Below are 17,515 nucleotides of genomic sequence, written 5' to 3'. Positions count from 1 at the left end.
TCCCAAAAATTTCGATTTCCATGAAATTTGAATTCGAATACATGGAAACGCCTGAAGATCTATTGATGTCTCTCTCAGCTGGATTCGCTATGGCCATGCGGAATATTGCAACAGTGTATTCGTACAGAGGGTACCTGTCTTACTATACGCCAGCGATGGCTGATGGCGATGATCTCACAATACTGGTAACACTGACAAAGGGCGAACTGGCACCAGGACTGATAGATTTTGACTCTGAGAATAAGAAGATTGAACATGTGAAGAAGGCAACAAATCCAGAGGCATATCATTTCCTTGTGGTAAGGCCGCAGATCTCAACCATACTGGATAAGGCGATATTTGATTTTGAGAAGTCTAGATCCCAGTCCTAGGATCTGAAGTACACTATTTTTCCTTCAAATATGGTCATTGTCGGCCTGGCATCCTTCAGTTTTTCATGGGCCAACAGTGAAGACTGATCGAACACTGCGAAATCTGCCGAATATCCCGTCTCTATCAGCCCCACCCATTTCTCCAAACCGAGCAGATATGAACCGGCCTCGCTGTAGGATCTGACAGCCTCTTCGAACGTCAACCGCTGCTGTCTGAACTCACTGTTCACAGCATAGTGAATACCGTACATTGGCCCTATGGGCATGGAATCGGATCCGAACGCTAGCCTAATACCGCTGTCTAGTATGTCCCTATAAGGATTATTTCTGTACAGCCATTCACTGCCCAGTCTGTCCTCATACATTCCACCATGGCCAGCCCATTCCAGGAAGTTTGGCTGCGCCGATATTATCGTATTATCATCGATCATATCCAGGATACCATCCTCAACGAGTTCAAAATGCTCTATGGAATTTCGCTGCTTTCCGGCATGCCTGTGCATCGTTTTGGCTGCGACCTCAACTGCGATCTCCCCGATGGCATGCACTGCAAGAGGCAGATTTCTGGACCATATCGTCTGTGCAAATGCCTCAAAATCTCTTTCTTTCATCTTCAGATTCCTTTCGTCCCATCCACCATGCGCTGCAGTTCTGGAACCGAGAGAACCGTCAAGGAATTCCTTGACGCCCCAGTCGAATTCATCAGCACCGAATCCATCGAAGAGTTCGTTTGAGTATATTACCTTGAATATCCTTATTGGGATCTTAATCTTACAATATGTATCATAGGTCATTCTATCGACAATATCCCTCACACCGGTTATTCCAAGCGATACAGCTGTATCCAGTGCCATGCTGAGGGCTTCTGATGCCTCTTCATAGTCTGGCCGGATCAAATCCTTCAGATGTACCATTTCCTCCTCTCTGAAGACCCCGTCCGGCCTGAACTGACCTATTGATCTCATGGCGGCATCGTTTACCACCGCCATATGGGCATCCCTCCTGAACGCAACCACCGGCTTCTCTATGCTGTTCAGATCATGGGCAGTGAGATATGAGCGGTCGTCATCCCATCTGGACTCGTCCCATCTATATGCAATAACCTTATCATGTTTCTCCGCATAGGATCTTATCTCATCTATAGCCTCCTTCTTACCAGGAGCATTGAAGAGATTCAGTCTCGAAAGTTCAAGACCAGTGCTCATCAAATGAGCATGGGAATCTATGAAGCCAGGAAGTACTATCTTACCTGAAAGATCGAGCGTGTTCTTGGATCTGATGCCTCTATCGCGTCCGATGTAAACGATTCTTCCGTGGTCTATGGCTATGGCATCGGCATCTTCATGTCCGAATATAGCAGCGTTGGTGATCAGGGTATCGAATGTTATGGTCATTATTATGCACCAGCCTCATAATTCATTGCTTTATCCATATCTGAAAAGTCTATGTTAGAATATCGGCTCCTTCTGAAATATAGTATCATGATAGATACAATGATCCATCCCAGGAATATCAGAGGCGCTATCAGGAAGGGCATTGACATTCCCAACAGAGAATAGTAGTATGCTATGCCCATCAAGACCGTAGTGGCCGATGGCAGTATCACCCATAACATAATATTTCCTCTTCGCGTCCTGATATGGGATACGGAGAGGGATGTGTTCACAAGCATGTGTATCAGTAACGTTGAGAGAGTTGCGATCGTCCCGAATATTACCCACGCATAATAAAGGCCAAGATAGAAACCATCTGCTAGATAGAAGTAGAGACCGAGTGCAGCTGCCGAGACCGCGGTTATGGCATAGGTGAGGTCAACGCTTTTCACTGGTACGGCCCTTCCGTCTCGATATCCGATCTTCTCTGGAAGCACACCATCCCTCCCCAGTGCATACATCACACGTGTCATGGGCATTCCCATGCCGATGACAGTCCCGTATGTTGACAGGAATGTACTTATCAAAATGAATATTATTGATCCGCCTATGCCTGTGAGTCTCCTGGCAACGATCAAACCTGGTATCACCGCAGATGAGAAATTGCCGAGATTGCCGATGCCAAACCCGACGATCATGGCGTAGGATCCCATCACGAATACAATTCCAGCAATCACAACTATGGCGATTATCGCCTTTTTTATGGTCTTTCTTGGTGATCTAGCTTCCTCGCCCATGGGAACCACTGAGCCATAGCCGGCGAAAGCTAGATACCCGCCCACTATGAATCCGAGGAATACTCCGGTCCATCCAGATCCAGCTGACGGAATGAAAGCAGAAGCTGTGTTGTCTGGTGCAGATGGAATTATTATGAAGGAAAGAAGGATCACAAATGACACCTGTATCGATCCGAGAACCAGTGCAAGTTTTAGAGAAGGTTTTGCCCCCATACGCATGAGGATGTATGAAAGAGCCATCATCGATCCTATCCAGACTATGCCGGTCCATTCAGGAAATGCAGTCCCAAAGGCATAGTTCAAGGACTTAGAGAATCCCCAAACCACTATCAGGTATTCCAATGCAAGATTGGATGCCTGATACAGAAGGTACTGGAGACCCGTGAACTTTCCAATATGTTTTCCGAGGCCGTATTCCACGTAGGAATAGTAGCCGCCGGAATGGCTGATGATCCCTGAAAACTGATATATCGTGTTCGCTGCCATAACCACAGCCAAGAATGATATGATCATAGCCAGCGGTGCGTTTATGCCAGAGAGCCCAACTATACTAACTATGAGTCCTGAGAGTATCGTTATGGGCGTGATCTGTCCAAGACCCTGAAAGACAAGATCCCAGGTGCCAATCTCCCTTGCGCTAGGATTAACAACATTTGCCATGATGGGCCTGAAAAATCATAAATAGATAAATCTTTGTTTTCGTAATATTGATACTAAATTCGTAAAAATATTTCTATCGATCCAATCAACCATGGGAACCTACATGATTACCGATCCAGTATAAACCGATTAATTTTTTCATATATTGTCTTCGCAATGACATATTCGTTCAATTCGTCCCTATGCGATACGATGATCATCTGATCACCGGTTCGCCTATGACCATTATTGAAAGATCGGAGAATTCCATATCCTTAAGTTCTCGAATGCGAGCGGCGAATCTGCGCTCTTCGGATGAAGTCGCCTTCTCGATCACTGTTGCGGGAAGATCTCCAAAGCCTTTATCTGAAAGGAATGCAGCGATATCTCTTGGCATGAAATCGTATGGCCTCGGTATGACGATAGCACCACCCTTATCTGACAGGGCTTCGATGAGGTCTTTCTTTCGTGTTTCAATGTCTCCCGTAACATGAAATGAGACGATTCCTGCTATCTCAAGGGTCATTCCGGTGATACTGCATGCTGCCTGAACGGAGCTTATCCCGGGAATTATCTCAAATTTGCGGCAGGATCCCGTGAATCTTTTCATGAGCTCCGATTCAGTGAAACACGCATCCCCAGTGAAAAGATAGGCGATCCTGTATCCCTGTCTATACAGCGATACGATCTGGTCCACATATCTCTGCTGATCCTTCCAGTGGAACACGACCTTGGGTTTGTTCCATATGAGGCCTCTGGCTATATCAAGTGGTGTCGCATATCCAGCCACTATGTCAGCGGAAACTATAGCTTTTCTCGCCTTCATCGTCATGAGATCCGGATCGGACGGCCCCACACCTACAAATGATATGAACCCGTCAGATAGTTTCCTTCTCCTCGCCGCAGCTATGGTTACCTTTCCTTGGCATGGCCTGAACGGATAGAAGAGCCTCGACGCCGGCCCAAGTGAATAAAGTGCGCAGGGTTCAGCCACGCCGGGGATACCAAATACCTCCATGGCCTTCGGTGAATTGTGTGTCATCTCGTTCTGATCAATCGCCTTCAGATCCTCCAATTGGATCCTGATGAATCTTGTTTTTCGACCATCAATGATGTCAGGCGGAATATCCTTTATGCTCGAAATATAATCTACATCCTCCCATGAGAGCCCGGCTTCATCAAAAAAGTTCTCTATGCAGCTGGACATCGCTGACTCATCGGCCCTTGAATTGAAGCCGATGCCTATGGATATGTCGTCCGGTATTAGATAGCATACGTTATCCGCATCACCCGGCCTATCAGTGATCACTATGGCCGGTCCATCCTCGTATGCTTCGCTTTGGCGATCTTCGAAGATACTCCTGAGTTTTCTCCTCTTTTCAGACCTGAATATAACTGGCACATTATCGCCGTTGGCTATTGCCGCATTGACCGTTAGTATGCATTCCGGATTGGCAATGCTGGAGTAGGTAATCCTTGCTATGTTCTCCACGGACATGCCTCCAGTAGATTCTATTCCGTCCGTTATGACGGCTGTGCATCCAAGGATGCCAGCAACGTATGAGGCGATGCCGTTGGAATTGCCCGCATGACCGGATGCAGCAGCTACAGCGAACCTTGAAGCATCGTCCACAACCACGATAGGAATATCATGGTTCTTTTCTATCATGATCTCCGATGCGATCCTATAGAAACCTGGAAGGGACATTACCATGACGGCTGCATCGTACATGCGCAGATTCTCCATGAGAAATATCTTAAGCGACGAGTCCAGTTTTCTGCATTCTTCATTACCATATCTGCAGAATGCCCTAGCATCTAGGCCTTCCGATCTCATCCTGGATGCGAGCCGAGCAGCAACTTCTGCACCGGATCTTGATAAAGATACGATAAGGACCTTTCTCACGTTATCTGCCGGATGCATTCCTACCACCACGGAATGAATGCACGTACTCTGGATCGTAAAGTCTGCTGTGTCTGACGAACTTCGGATCAACCACATCGCCCACGATTATGATGGCCGTACGGTATATCCTCTTCTCATGGACAAGCGATGCTATATTCGAGAGTTTTCCTTTGATCACGATCTCATCAGGCCATGTCGAACGATATACAACGCCAACGGGTGTCTCTGGGTCGTAACCTCCATCCATAAGGTCCTTCGCTATGCGATCTATTATGTGTATACCAGTGAATATGACCATTGTGCTTCCATGCGCGGCCAGATTCTTTATCTGTTCCTTCTCAGGCACAGGTATCCTGAGGGAACCTCTCGCTATGATCACGGCCTGCGATATCCCGTCCATCGTGAGCTCTATGCCAAGCGACGCCGCTGCAGACGTCAGGACGCTCACGCCAGGAATTACCTCATACGGTATCCCAAGCTGCTCCAGAACGGATGTCTGATCCTTCAGCGCGCCATATATATGAGGATCGCCTGAATGAACCCTTGCTACGTTTTTTCCACGATCATATGCTTCCCTGATTATCCCCATGATCTGATCAAGGTCAAGCTGAGCGCTGTTGTAAACCTCCGCATCTGGCTTTGCGAGCTTTATAATCTCAGGATTCACCAGAGATCCTGCGTATATTATCACATCACACGATTCTATTATTCTCCTTGCCTTGACGGTCAGGAGATCAGGATCTCCTGGCCCGGCACCAACAATGTATACCTTCGCCATTTCATCACCTCCTCAATATGATCATCGAAAAATAATCGGCCTGATCTTCCCCTGGCTGATCTCTTATGATCTGCTGTGGCATCGTGCATCTCCTAGCATAGACGCATGATCTGAATTCTGGAAACCGCCTTCTGGCCTCCTCAATCATGGCGGATCCGCCGGGAACCTTCATGATTATGACGGTATCAAAGTCAAGCCGCTGCCGCTTCATGAAATCATTATACGTTATGATGGCTATGCTCTCGTCGCCCTTCGCAAGATTCATGCCTGCAACTGATGAACAGGCGTCCAGGGAACTAACACCAGCCACAAATACAACCTCCACGCCCTGTTTCCTCACGTCCTCGAGTATGTTGCTGAATGTGCTGTAAAGCGTTGGATTGCCAAGTACAGCATAGGATACCGTTTTGCCAGAGGAAACCGCTCCAATTATCATTGAAACGTTCCTTTCCCATGCCATCCTGTTGAACTCTCGATCTCTGGTCATGGGGAATTCCAGATCAACCGTTTCAGTATCTGAAAAGCCGTGCCTTTCCGCAAGATCCCTTATTATGTTCTTCGAGATGCTGCGATCAGCGGAGGATCCAGGTACGAATATGATATCGCTCTGTTTCAGAACGTTTACAGCTTTCACGGTTATGTACTCGGGATCCCCGGGACCAAGACCGACGACGTACATCTTCATGGGGATGCACCCGATATTACAAAGATTGGATTCCTCGCTATCATAGCATATCCCTCTGATGTGCGCATGCCCTTGCTTATCATCGCCTGAACAACATCCACATCGCTGTATCCACGCCTAATCATCTCGTCCAGGGATTGATAAGCTGTGTGAAGCTGGATCGCGTTCACAACAACCCTGGAACCACCATGTGTTATCTCAGTTATCTTATCGAAGAGTCTCCCTATTTCGACCGTTCCGCCGCCGACGAATACAGCATCGAACTTTCTATCGCCTCGAAAGTCATAAATATCGGCCATCTCCACAGTGTAATTTCTGTAGCGACATAGTGCAGCACAGTTTTTAGCGGCCAGATCAACGGCATCCTCTCTGATGTCTATGCCCATCACGCTGCCATCCGGACCCACGATGTTGGATATCTCAACGGTCATCGATCCAGATCCACAGCCTATATCCATGACGCTCATTCCACGCCTGAGCATCAGATTCGAAAGGCTAAGTATGCGTATTTCCCTCTTCGTCATCGGTATGCCCTCCGATCTGAAAAAAACCTCGTCAGGGATCCCGTAGACATCATAATCCCATTGCTTCAGATCCATATTTACTCACCAGAGCCTTTATACCGTCGCTCAAACGCAGTGCATACGGCTTTCCATGCGAATCGATCATTATGCATGAGAATGCTGTACTCTCTCCGAAAAGAGTATGCAGCCTCTGCACTATGCGATCCACCAATAGATTGGCTACCTCATCCATCACGCCCTCATCACGCAGAACTGAAAATGCGCTTTCAACTGTGTTTGAATCCAATACTTTCGCAATCGTATCCCTGCTCACCCCCACCAGAGCCGCATAGGCTGCTATGGTCTCGAACCTCGCATCTGCAATGCGACTGTGCGTATTCGTCACTCCGGCGGCAAGCTTGACAAGTTTTCCCGGCAGGCCAAATATCAGTATCTCTCTGAATCCATTTTTTAGAGCAAGTGTTATTGCGTCCCCTACTCTATCACCGATCAGAATGAAGGAGGACGGTGGCAGTGTAAGATACATTTCCGCAAATTTAAGGGCGGTATTTCCTGGACACAATACTGCTACGCTGCTGGCGCACCTGCCTGTCTTCAGAAGATATTCAAGATGGGATGAGTAATCTGGGCCGGACACTGGCTCCTCGATTCCTGTCGTTCCAATTATGGATATTCCGCCGATTATTCCGACCCTTGGATTCATCGTGGATCTGGCAAGATCCTCTCCTTCAGGAACGGACAGAAATATGTCGCAGCCTCCTGACGATATCGCTTCGCGAACTGCATTCTCGATCATCATCCTAGCGATGGGGTTGATGGCGTATTCACCTTGGCCAACAGGAAGCCCGCCTGAAACAACCTTCCCTATACCTTTCACTGCATGTATACGTATTCCCTCCTCTGAACGAAGAACTGCCACGCTCTGAAATACCGCGTTATTGAGAATGTCCGGGTTGTCCCCGGAGAACTTCCTGACGCGGGCCATACCTGATCCGGTCTTCAGCTGTCTCATCATCTCAACCCTTATCTCTATCCTGATGCCTATCGGCGTCGGTATACCGACGTATTCCACGACCGATCCGCCTGCGGCCAGAGCGGACGCTTTCGCTGCGGCTGCAGCAGCCGATCCGCTGGTTATGCCATACTGCTGGAATGGATTTGACTGAGTCATGCGTCGATGCTGTATTTCTTGCTGTATCCACGCCTAGTAGCCATCATATCTCTGTAAACGAAGGTCTCAGAATTACCCACAATGACGGTAGTCAGCATATCGATCTCCTCCGGGACGATCTCAGAGAGCTTCGTTATTTTAACAGACTGGCCTTCCCTGTAGGCATTCCTAACTATACCGACCACCGTGTTCGGATCTCTGTACTTTGCGAATATGTCTATTGCCTTCCTAAGGTTGTCTGGAAATCTGGAACCTCGCGGGTTGTATATCACGGTGACTATGTCTGATTTCGCAAAGATCTCAGCACGTTTCATTACAACCTCGAGAGGTGTCAGCAGATCGCTCATGCTTATGACCGCAAAGTCGTTTGTCAACGGAGATCCAAGGAGAGAGGCGGCAGAAGATAATGCTGAAATACCCGGCACTATTTCCACTTCAACATTGGATCCCCTTCTCTGCATCATCTCCAGTGTTGGTGCCGCTATACCGTATATTCCTGCGTCGCCACTTGATATGACCGCAACGGTCATACCCTGATCCGCCAGATCGATTGCACGCCTTGCTCTTGCAAGCTCGTTCTGCATTCCACTGATCTCGTATTTCTTTTCCGGGAATTCTTCCCTCACGAAGGAGACGTACAGCGAAAAACCGATTATAACATCGCTGCTGGCTAACGCCTTCCTTGCCGCGGGCGTCATGTGATCGGGGCTGCCCGGGCCAATGCCAATTATGTATATTTTTCCATACATCACAGAAACCTCCCAAATCCATTCACTATGGAAGCTGCTACGGAACTACCACCACGGTGGCCATAGACCGTGAAATGCTCGATTGAGCTTGACATGAGTCGATCCTTCACGCTCTTTGCATTCACGAATCCGACGGGTACACCGACTACAGGTACGTCATACCATCCATTTTCTTCGATCATCGTTATCGCCTGATCAAGCGCAGTTGGAGAATTACCAATCACGATGGCCGAATTCCTGTTCTTCAGAAGACCCTTCATGATCCCAGCGGCGGATCTCGTTATACCTCTCTGTTCCGCTATTTCCGCGGTTTCATCATCATTCAGATAACAGGCGATCTTGTTCTTATTGAGAACCGGTTTAGCGTATATGCCGGACCTCACCATCTCGCTGTCCACGATTATAGTAGTTCCTGCTCTCAACCTGGAGACCATGGATTGGAAGAATCCTTCGCTGTATCTCACAAGATTTACCATGGCGAAGTCCGCCGTGGAATGCACAATCTTCATGACTATATGGCGCATGGGATATCCGATATCCCGTGGAAGCATCGAATCTATTATGGAAAAGCTTCTCTTCTCTATCATCTTGAAATCATGTTCCCTACGATCGCTTCCCATCTGATTCAGAACTTCGGCATATATAGCGTCAAATATGATTTTTTCGAGATCTCCGGCAATCACTGCATTCAATCCCATGTTTATCACCGCGGAATGGTTTGGAGAACTCAGGCGCATGGATCCGGAATCAAATTCAATTTCGTATCTTATCCTCATCTTTCTTACCCACCTCCCTGAGGTTGATGATCTGACCGGTCACTATCAATGCTGGTGAATTTGCATACTCTGCAGTTATATCCAGCGGCTGTCTGAAGAACGACACATTCTGATCCGGCCTCGTTCCGTTCTCTATTACGACGACAGGCTTTCGGTAATCCATTGAAACCAGAAGATCCCTGATCTTTCCCAGATATCTCGCACCCATCATTATGACCACGGATCCTGATGCAGCCATAGCCGATCTTATCTCAGCTTCATTGAAATTTCCGCTGGCATCACTCGCGGACACTATGGTGAACGATTCCGAAAAGCCCCGTCCAGTAAGTGCGATTCCGGCCATCTCTGGCACGGCAATCGCCGATGATATGCCGGGAACGATCTCATAGCTTATACCGCGATGAACCAGCATATCGACCTCCTCATGAAGATGAGAAAATACTGCAGGATCGCCGGATTTAAGATGGGCAACCACAGCATCTTCAGTATTATCGAGGATGTCCGATATCCTCTCCATGATGTCATGATGGTCCTTTGAGGATCTGTGACCCACATGGATCTTCTTCTTTTCTGAGCAGAAACGGATCAGGATATCTTCTGGAATAAGGCTGTCGTAGAGTATGAGATCCGATTCCTGAATAGATCTGACGGCGCGAATACTCATTAGATCTGGATCGCCCGGTCCAACGCCTATTATATAGTATTTTCTTGCTGTCATTGTCCATCGATCAGACTTTCCAGCATCTTATCCGGATCACCTGTACCAGATGCAACCATGCTTCTCATGTTCCTGTCAACGGCGATCTTGTACATCATAACGCGGCGCCTTCTTCTGTCACGTATTCCTGAAATTATCTTAGTTCTGTTTCTGGAGATAAAATCTATCATCAGGGCATCCTCTCTGGTGATTATGCCATATTTATCGATGCATGCATTGAGCCTCTTCTTTATCATGACGGTCATAGCCGGACTCTTCCCCTTTGTCGATATGCCTATCGATACAGGCCCTTTCTTTATCAACGCGCAAAGATTTATATCGCTCAGCATCACGCGATCCGGTATGTAAACCATGGTTGAATACAGAGATGCCATGCTGGCGAGCTGCGCGTCTAGAACCTCATCCTCGGTGGAAATGAAGGTGATGATGGGCCTAACATCCCTGACGGTCTCTATTCCATCCTCAAATTTCCCAGAGACAACTGAGACATGTGGATCGACGATCCTCTCATCGGTGAATGCATAGATGATCGAAGCTTCTTGGGAAAAAGCCACTATCTTCTCATCAAATTCATGCCCATGGCCTATGAAGACCAGAGGATGTCGATCGAGTTTTATGTCCATGATCATGGATGATGGAATTGTGAAGTTTATTTAAATTTTTTTAAACTAACTTCACCAAATGAAAAACAATAAAGAATCGAAAACTTAGGAGACGACAGACCTTGAATGAAAAGATATATCATAATTGTAGGAGATGTGGAGCCCGTGACCGAAGATTGTCAGACTCCGTCGATCTTAATCCTGTTATTCCGATAGAAAGATGACGGCCGCATAATGAATTCGATCAGTAGGCTGTCAGCGCAGAATAAGCCTTGACTGCATCCTCCCTATTTACGACTATCATGGTCTCATTGGAACATGATATGAGCTGCAATATGTTTATTCCCGCAGCGTATATTCGCTGAACAACATTCAACGCGAAACCAGGGGTGGAAACTATGTCATAGGGCGAAAAGATGTGGATCAGGCTGACATTCCTTTCAACATTCGCATCCCGGGGTATGTTCTTGGATCTTGTTTCATCGACGATATAAACCACAGAATCCGTAAGGAACGTTACGGAGAGAAAATCCATATCTAGCTTCCTCTTGGCCGTTATAACGGATACCTTATCCTGCAGAGTCACTTTGCTTTTCCTTAAAAGATCATCAGTAGCCTTGCGATAATCAGTTATCCTTCCGCTTTTCATAATCTTCTGCAGCGCCGACCTGACCGAAAGCGGATTTAGATCTCCATTTTCTCTGCTTATGAGAGCTGCCAGTCCATTGAGATTGACTATGCCGGTATTGAGCAACGTGAATATCTCTGGCCTTTTCACAAGATAATCCATCGTCCTCTCTTCCACATCTCCCCTTATTCTTCTATTCATAATATGTAATATTAGTTTTGAATATAATATTTTTTACTTAATGACAAAATAATGTTGAATTGTTTTTAAAAATTCAAATATCAACGAAAAATTGTTTATATCGAATATAAATGGATGCCCATGGAAAAAGCTCTTCTGCTTTATTCTGGAGGTCTTGATACATCCGTAATGATAAGCTGGCTTCAGGAGAAATTGTCGCTTAGCGTCTCAACGCTCACTCTTGATGTGGGCAATACGGATTTGAACGCGATTGCTGCCAAAGCCGAATCGCTGGGTGCGTATCCAGTTTTTGTTCATGATGCCAAGGATCAATTTGCAGACAGATTCATCGCAAAATCGATTATGTCCAATGGAAACTACGAAGGATATCCTCTTTCAACTGCTTTAGCAAGGCCCCTCATGGCAGAAGAGGCTGTTCATTATGCGCATAAAATTGGAGCCAAATACATAGTCCATGGGTCTACTGGCAGGGGAAACGATCAGGTGAGGTTCGAGGTTTCCATAAAGGCATTTGATCCCTCCATAGAAGTTCTGGCTCCTGTGAGGGAATGGAACATGATGCGCAGCGACGAGATAGAATACGCAAAAACCCATGGGATACCTGTGAAGCTGGACGGCAAATATTCCATAGACGAGAACATTTGGGGGAGATCCGTTGAGGGCCCCGATATTGAAGATATCGGAAAGGGGTTGCCTGAGGATGTCTATGAATGGATCGTTCCACCATGGAAGGCGGAAAAGAATGTTGAGATCACGCTTGCCTTCGACGGTGGCATTCCCACGGAGATGAATGGTGAAAAGATGAAGCTCTCGGATCTGATCATGAAGCTGAATGCCCTCGCTGGATCGGCCGGGATCGGACTCATCGATCACGTGGAAAACAGGGTCGTGGGACTCAAGAGTCATGAGGTTTATGAATGCCCTGCCGCAGCTGTGATCACCCACGCCCACAGATATCTGGAGTCCCTGATCCTCAACAGGAATGAAGCAGAGGTAAAGATGATGCTAGACTGGCATTTTTCAAAATTCGTCTATGGTGGACTCTGGCATGATCCAGTTATGAACGCCATAAATGCAGCAGAAGCCGAATTCAACAGAGACATAACGGGAGAGATTAGGATGAAGCTATTCGGTGGACATATCTTCAATGAGGGTGCCTGGGGAAGCACGTTCATATACAACAGGGATCTGATAAACTACAGTTCCAGTAAATTCGATCAGAGGGTATCAAAGGGCTTCATAGAGGTATACGGAAATGCCACCGTGCACTCGCATAACAGAAAAACAGCTGTTGATCAAGAGATGGCCGGATCTTATTTTGATCTATAAGAAAGAAAAAGAATCTAGCGGGATGATGGAATGAAGCTCTGGGAAGGGGGATTGCATAAGGATCATGGATGGAACGCGACGGAGCCTTTTGTGAAACGCGATATCGATGCAGAACGCCAGCTGTTGAAGTATGAAATACTATCGCTGATAGCCTATCATCTGGATCTTTATGAGAAATGCGCCATCGACAGGGATGAATCAATATGCATCATTCATACGCTCCTATATATTCTGAGGGATCCACCGTCGATCACCATCGACTATGAGGATGCACATACCGTTGTTGAGAATGCAGTTGAGGACGGGTGCGGAAAACTAGGTCATAATCTTCGTCTCTATCTCTCAAGGAATGAACAGGTTCACAACAACGTTCTCATGTTCACGGTTGAGAGAACTGCTAAGATTGTTTCGGATATGCTGCAGTGCATAAAAGTGCTAGAAAAACTGGAAACAGATGCTTTGCTGCCTGGATCTACACATTTTATGCCAGCGATGCCGATATCTGCCAGAACCTATCTCAACTACATAGAGGAATCGCTTGCTTTCCATATCAAAGCGATCGATCATTCCGTATCCATCGTCTCTGATCTTGCCTACGGATATGGATCCGGGTATGGAAGCCCTTTCTCCGGATCGCTTTACACCATGGCTGTGATGCTTGGACTTGGACAGCCTCATAAAAACCCTATGTTTGCCGCATCTCTTTACCAGTACGTGTTCACATCAGTCGTGAATTCAATAACGCAGACCGCGGTGTTCATCTCTAGGATCGCGATGGATCTCATTGATTATTATAGAATGGGTTACGTTACTTTGCCTGATGCATTCACAACGGGGAGCTCACTGATGCCAAACAAGAGAAATCCTGATTATTTAGAACTTCTTCAGGGTATAGCCTCACTTTCAATGTCAAATGCGGTTATGATCTGGTCCACGTTTTTGAACAAGACCTCCGGATATCATAGAGATTTTCAGATAATGAAAGATTCATTTGTAGAATTCATTGATTATTTTTCAGATGCCCTATCGCATTTCAAGACACTTATAGAAAACATTCGCTTCATCTCTAATATACAGAAGCTCCCGGATGAGATCTTTGCAACCGGAAATGCGTGGAACGCCTTCAAGATAAAGCATGACTGGAGAGAAAGCTATATTGACATAGGAAAAATGTTGAAAGATGGTGCGAATATAAAACCCTATGAACCCGAGAATTACATCGACGTGGTGGAGATGCAGGATCTTGAGACGATCGCGGAAAAGTATTCCGACATATTGAAAAAATGGGAAAACCTCATAGAAAAGGCCGAAAAATTTGCAGAAGGAATTTCAGGGAACGCTGAATACAAAGGTCCTTGATCCTGTGTATTCAGTTTTCACGCGGAAGAGACTTCCACCGAGATCGTCCGCATTTCCATTTGAAGCGGATGAAACGTAAAGGTCATGCAGCCCATCACCTGCAAACACGCATGATGTTATATTCTGGGCTGGGAACTTTATCTCATCTATCTTTTTCTGCTTTTCCGGATCATGAACCGTTATCCTGTTACCCCCCCAGTGCGCAACCCATAGATTACCTTCAGCATCGATGGTCATGCCGTCTGGATTTCCCACCTCGTTTCTGAAATCCACAGCCGTACCCATCCTCTCTATGTTCATCCTGCTGTCATATGAGTAGGCCTCGACCCTTCTCTTCGGCGTATCGATGTGATAGAATACTTTCTTCTTCGTGTTCCAAGCTATGCCGTTTGATATCGTCAGATTATCGAGAATACGCCTGATGGTCTTTCCTGTCAGAACGTAGAGTGATCCTATGGGCCTCTTTTCCTCAAGATCCATGGTGCCGGCAACATAGTTACCGAACGGATCTGCCTTGCCGTCGTTGAACCTTGTGGACTTCTGTTCCTTTTCAACCTCAATCAGCAGTGTGTGCTTTCCGTTATCGTCAATAAGATACAAACCATGATCGACTGTGGCAGCCATCATATTGCTGTCAGTTGGCACTATGGACGATATCATCCCGATGGAAGCGAAAGTCTTCATCTCAGAATTATCAAGATTCAGGTAGTGAAATTTCTTACCTCTTATGTCAACCCAGTAAACTCTGTTCCTCTTTTCGTCAAAAGTAGGGCCTTCGCCCAGATCGTCTATCTTCTTAAAAATAATTTCTGGATCCATGCATAAGTATGCCTGTTTGATATAAATTTATGCGCATTAGGATCACACGTAACTGCTCATATAACCGTTCCTGCAATCAGGGTGTAGAAGATCTTGGGAATATGTATATGGTATCGCCGTCCTTAAGCACATACTGATCGTCTTCTGGCCTCATGTTTGCATACATTCCAATTTCTATTGGACGTATAAAAGTACTGAAGCGATCAATCAGGGTTTCCTTCATCTCACCGAATGTAATGCCTTCTGGCACAATGAAGGATGATTCATCGAAACCCAAAGCGATGGAAAAATGGGATAATACTCGTATCCTTATTCGCATGATTCTGCAATCATTTTACCTCTATGACCTTTTCGCCACCACCTATGTTCATCCAGTCAACGACCCTGTGCAGATCCCCGAATGGAATATCAGGTGGCAATGATCCCAGAAAATGCCTATAGTAATATATCCTTGCGGCCATCTGCATTCCAACATTCCCTGTTTTTTCAGATACAGAAAACATGTACGCGAGAGAGGAGAGGTAGCCGAAGAGGTTGAGCATGTCCTTGGCAAAATACTCCACATTTCCAGAGTTCCTATATGCCAGAACCCTTTCACGGACGGAATCGAATGCCGACTTTACTATGGCCGCATTGTCAGATGAGAGATTCTCCATAATGTTCCATATCAGCGTGAAGATCTTTTCGTCTATACCCTTCTTCTGCATAAGCTCCAGAAAATCAAGCGCCTGGATGTTGCTCGTCCCCTCCCATAACGATGTAACGATCGAGTCCCTGTGGAACTTCTCTATGGGGAATTCCTTCAGGAAGCCCTTTCCACCAAAGACCTCCATCGCATATCTTGTGACATAATCGCTGGACCATGATGCCACGTTCTTTGCCATGTGCGTAAAGGCCCTGGCCATATGGTACTGATCGTCGTAGGGAGGCTTCAAATGTGATGCCCTGCTGAACATGTCGGCCGCAACCATTGAGAGCACAGTCGATGCCTCCACCTCAGATTCCATCTCCGCCAGATCCCTCAGCATGAGGGGATGATCGATTATGGGCTTTCCGAATGCCGTCCTTCTTTTGGAATAGAGATATGCCTCCCAGAGGGCTTTTCGCGCTATACCCACCGCAGCTATGGCGTCATCTATTCTTGAAACTTCAAGTATCTCCAGCGCTATGTATATGCCATTCTTCTCATCGCCAATCAGATATCCTTCAGAATCTTTGAGCACCACCTCGCCAGTTGGCACCATTATGGTGCCCAGCTTGTCCTTTATCCTTCGTATCTCATAGTTACGCGTACCGTCGGATCTGATCGTGGGCACGAAGAAGACTGATATGCCCTTTGCACCTGGCTTCGCACCCTGCATTCTTGCTGTGACCACTGCACCATCGGCCAGGCCCGCATTGCTTGCGAAGTACTTGTTCTCACCGTTCAGTATATATTTCTTGCCAGATTTAACCGCGGTGGTTTGGTTTGCGCCGAGATCACTTCCACCCTGTATCTCCGTGTAATAGGTGGCACCAAGCCAGTGATCTCGGTTAGCATAGTGCTTCAGAAAGACCTCGAGATCCTCTCCTCCGTATTTCTTAAGACCGTATGCAGTCTGCCCCGTCAGTGTCAGAGTGCAGAACAGACCGGAATCAGATATAAGATATCCAGAGATGAAATGGTACATGAGATCGTCTTTCTCAACGATGCGAGATACAACACCCATATCCAGCAATCTATCGATCATGTTCTGATGCGTTCTTGATATCCATATTCCATCCGTACGGTTATCGAGGATACCCCAGGTCTGCAGGGCGGGCTCACCGTAATGATCAATGAATATCGAATCCTCTATCATCTCCGTGCTGACGTACCTACCCATCTCGGAGAGTTTCTCATCAGCATCGTATCCCAGATAATTCAGAACATCTTGCAGAACCAGATCATCGGAGAAATAATCCAGCCCCTTGCTCAGAAATATATTTGAGAAATCAAATTTCATAATGATAGATCCTGAAAATACATATAAATATTATCAATCTTTTCAGAATAAGAAACCTTAAACTCGTCCTACTGAACCATGCTATATTTTTCTTATATATAATAT

At 46.5% G+C, this 17,515-nt stretch carries 18 protein-coding genes; 3 read left to right on the top strand and 15 right to left on the bottom strand.

Annotated elements, in window-relative coordinates; genetic code table 11:
* Positions 1-20: 20 nt before the first annotated feature.
* On the top strand, positions 21-371 hold the full coding sequence (locus tag DMB44_RS03325) for a hypothetical protein (RefSeq protein ID WP_110640826.1): 351 nt from the start codon (positions 21-23) through the stop codon (positions 369-371).
* On the opposite strand, the gene DMB44_RS03320 is transcribed toward DMB44_RS03325, so the two are convergent.
* From DMB44_RS03320 to DMB44_RS03265, 12 genes are all read right to left on the bottom strand, one after another.
* Positions 368-1,765, bottom strand: a complete 1,398-nt coding sequence (locus DMB44_RS03320) for an amidohydrolase (protein ID WP_110640824.1) — start codon at positions 1,763-1,765, stop codon at positions 368-370. The genes DMB44_RS03325 and DMB44_RS03320 overlap by 4 nt on opposite strands.
* A gap of 2 nt (positions 1,766-1,767) precedes the next feature.
* On the bottom strand, positions 1,768-3,201 hold the full coding sequence (locus tag DMB44_RS03315; protein ID WP_110640822.1) for an amino acid permease: 1,434 nt from the start codon (positions 3,199-3,201) through the stop codon (positions 1,768-1,770).
* A 196-nt stretch (positions 3,202-3,397) separates the two neighbouring features.
* On the bottom strand, positions 3,398-5,104 hold the full coding sequence (gene cbiE / locus DMB44_RS03310) for a precorrin-6y C5,15-methyltransferase (decarboxylating) subunit CbiE (RefSeq protein WP_161952082.1): 1,707 nt from the start codon (positions 5,102-5,104) through the stop codon (positions 3,398-3,400).
* Positions 5,088-5,864, bottom strand: a complete 777-nt coding sequence (gene cobM / locus DMB44_RS03305; protein ID WP_110640818.1) for a precorrin-4 C(11)-methyltransferase — start codon at positions 5,862-5,864, stop codon at positions 5,088-5,090. The genes cbiE and cobM overlap by 17 nt, the downstream gene beginning before the upstream one ends.
* A gap of 4 nt (positions 5,865-5,868) precedes the next feature.
* Complete coding sequence (gene cobI / locus DMB44_RS03300) at positions 5,869-6,549, bottom strand: precorrin-2 C(20)-methyltransferase (RefSeq protein ID WP_110640816.1); 681 nt, start codon at positions 6,547-6,549, stop codon at positions 5,869-5,871.
* Positions 6,546-7,148 (bottom strand): precorrin-6Y C5,15-methyltransferase (decarboxylating) subunit CbiT, encoded by a 603-nt coding sequence (gene cbiT, locus DMB44_RS03295; RefSeq protein ID WP_110640814.1) that lies wholly within the window; start codon positions 7,146-7,148, stop codon positions 6,546-6,548. The genes cobI and cbiT overlap by 4 nt, the downstream gene beginning before the upstream one ends.
* Positions 7,123-8,244 carry a cobalt-precorrin-5B (C(1))-methyltransferase CbiD gene (gene cbiD / locus DMB44_RS03290; RefSeq protein WP_237265267.1) on the bottom strand — a complete coding sequence of 374 codons (1,122 nt, stop codon included), beginning with the start codon at positions 8,242-8,244 and terminating at the stop codon, positions 7,123-7,125. The genes cbiT and cbiD overlap by 26 nt, the downstream gene beginning before the upstream one ends.
* Positions 8,241-8,993 carry a precorrin-3B C(17)-methyltransferase gene (cobJ, locus tag DMB44_RS03285; RefSeq protein ID WP_110640812.1) on the bottom strand — a complete coding sequence of 251 codons (753 nt, stop codon included), beginning with the start codon at positions 8,991-8,993 and terminating at the stop codon, positions 8,241-8,243. Before cobJ ends, cbiD begins: the two co-directional genes overlap by 4 nt.
* Positions 8,993-9,769, bottom strand: a complete 777-nt coding sequence (locus tag DMB44_RS03280; protein ID WP_110640810.1) for a precorrin-8X methylmutase — start codon at positions 9,767-9,769, stop codon at positions 8,993-8,995. Before DMB44_RS03280 ends, cobJ begins: the two co-directional genes overlap by 1 nt.
* A complete protein-coding gene (locus tag DMB44_RS03275; protein WP_110640808.1) occupies positions 9,747-10,487 on the bottom strand; it encodes an SAM-dependent methyltransferase in 741 nt (246 codons plus the stop codon). Before DMB44_RS03275 ends, DMB44_RS03280 begins: the two co-directional genes overlap by 23 nt.
* Complete coding sequence (locus DMB44_RS03270) at positions 10,484-11,110, bottom strand: bifunctional precorrin-2 dehydrogenase/sirohydrochlorin ferrochelatase (protein ID WP_237265266.1); 627 nt, start codon at positions 11,108-11,110, stop codon at positions 10,484-10,486. Before DMB44_RS03270 ends, DMB44_RS03275 begins: the two co-directional genes overlap by 4 nt.
* 223 nt (positions 11,111-11,333) lie before the next feature.
* Positions 11,334-11,918, bottom strand: coding sequence for an ACT domain-containing protein (locus tag DMB44_RS03265; RefSeq protein ID WP_110640804.1), 585 nt, complete (start codon positions 11,916-11,918; stop codon positions 11,334-11,336).
* Between the two features lie 120 nt (positions 11,919-12,038).
* Between DMB44_RS03265 and DMB44_RS03260 the strand changes: the two genes are divergently transcribed.
* The gene (locus DMB44_RS03260) at positions 12,039-13,247 is read left to right on the top strand and encodes an argininosuccinate synthase (RefSeq protein WP_110640802.1); all 1,209 of its coding nucleotides are present in this window, start codon (positions 12,039-12,041) and stop codon (positions 13,245-13,247) included.
* A 30-nt stretch (positions 13,248-13,277) separates the two neighbouring features.
* The gene (locus DMB44_RS03255) at positions 13,278-14,606 is read left to right on the top strand and encodes a lyase family protein (protein WP_110640800.1); all 1,329 of its coding nucleotides are present in this window, start codon (positions 13,278-13,280) and stop codon (positions 14,604-14,606) included.
* On the opposite strand, the gene DMB44_RS03250 is transcribed toward DMB44_RS03255, so the two are convergent.
* The 3 genes from DMB44_RS03250 to DMB44_RS03240 form a co-directional block, all read right to left on the bottom strand.
* A complete protein-coding gene (locus DMB44_RS03250; protein ID WP_110640798.1) occupies positions 14,577-15,425 on the bottom strand; it encodes an SMP-30/gluconolactonase/LRE family protein in 849 nt (282 codons plus the stop codon). The two genes, DMB44_RS03255 and DMB44_RS03250, sit on opposite strands and share 30 nt — an antisense overlap.
* 76 nt (positions 15,426-15,501) lie before the next feature.
* On the bottom strand, positions 15,502-15,675 hold the full coding sequence (locus DMB44_RS03245; protein WP_153280116.1) for a MoaD/ThiS family protein: 174 nt from the start codon (positions 15,673-15,675) through the stop codon (positions 15,502-15,504).
* Positions 15,676-15,754: 79 nt separating this feature from the next.
* On the bottom strand, positions 15,755-17,410 hold the full coding sequence (locus DMB44_RS03240) for a DNA alkylation response protein (RefSeq protein WP_237265265.1): 1,656 nt from the start codon (positions 17,408-17,410) through the stop codon (positions 15,755-15,757).
* Positions 17,411-17,515 lie beyond the last annotated feature (105 nt).

Origin of the sequence: Thermoplasma sp. Kam2015 (genome assembly GCF_003205235.1) — an archaeon.
GTDB lineage: Archaea > Thermoplasmatota > Thermoplasmata > Thermoplasmatales > Thermoplasmataceae > Thermoplasma.
Note: the sequence above shows the minus strand (reverse complement) of the source record. Positions and strands in the feature narration are given on the sequence as shown.

Coding starts and splice junctions, on each gene's coding strand:
- DMB44_RS03325 (WP_110640826.1), top strand. CDS start 21: ATGAAATTTGAATTCGAATACATGGAAACGCCTGAAGATCTATTGATG.
- DMB44_RS03320 (WP_110640824.1), bottom strand. CDS start 1,765: ATGACCATAACATTCGATACCCTGATCACCAACGCTGCTATATTCGGA.
- DMB44_RS03315 (WP_110640822.1), bottom strand. CDS start 3,201: ATGGCAAATGTTGTTAATCCTAGCGCAAGGGAGATTGGCACCTGGGAT.
- cbiE (WP_161952082.1), bottom strand. CDS start 5,104: ATGCATCCGGCAGATAACGTGAGAAAGGTCCTTATCGTATCTTTATCA.
- cobM (WP_110640818.1), bottom strand. CDS start 5,864: ATGGCGAAGGTATACATTGTTGGTGCCGGGCCAGGAGATCCTGATCTC.
- cobI (WP_110640816.1), bottom strand. CDS start 6,549: ATGAAGATGTACGTCGTCGGTCTTGGTCCCGGGGATCCCGAGTACATA.
- cbiT (WP_110640814.1), bottom strand. CDS start 7,148: ATGGATCTGAAGCAATGGGATTATGATGTCTACGGGATCCCTGACGAG.
- cbiD (WP_237265267.1), bottom strand. CDS start 8,244: ATGACTCAGTCAAATCCATTCCAGCAGTATGGCATAACCAGCGGATCG.
- cobJ (WP_110640812.1), bottom strand. CDS start 8,993: ATGTATGGAAAAATATACATAATTGGCATTGGCCCGGGCAGCCCCGAT.
- DMB44_RS03280 (WP_110640810.1), bottom strand. CDS start 9,769: ATGAGGATAAGATACGAAATTGAATTTGATTCCGGATCCATGCGCCTG.
- DMB44_RS03275 (WP_110640808.1), bottom strand. CDS start 10,487: ATGACAGCAAGAAAATACTATATAATAGGCGTTGGACCGGGCGATCCA.
- DMB44_RS03270 (WP_237265266.1), bottom strand. CDS start 11,110: ATGGACATAAAACTCGATCGACATCCTCTGGTCTTCATAGGCCATGGG.
- DMB44_RS03265 (WP_110640804.1), bottom strand. CDS start 11,918: ATGAATAGAAGAATAAGGGGAGATGTGGAAGAGAGGACGATGGATTAT.
- DMB44_RS03260 (WP_110640802.1), top strand. CDS start 12,039: ATGGAAAAAGCTCTTCTGCTTTATTCTGGAGGTCTTGATACATCCGTA.
- DMB44_RS03255 (WP_110640800.1), top strand. CDS start 13,278: ATGAAGCTCTGGGAAGGGGGATTGCATAAGGATCATGGATGGAACGCG.
- DMB44_RS03250 (WP_110640798.1), bottom strand. CDS start 15,425: ATGGATCCAGAAATTATTTTTAAGAAGATAGACGATCTGGGCGAAGGC.
- DMB44_RS03240 (WP_237265265.1), bottom strand. CDS start 17,410: ATGAAATTTGATTTCTCAAATATATTTCTGAGCAAGGGGCTGGATTAT.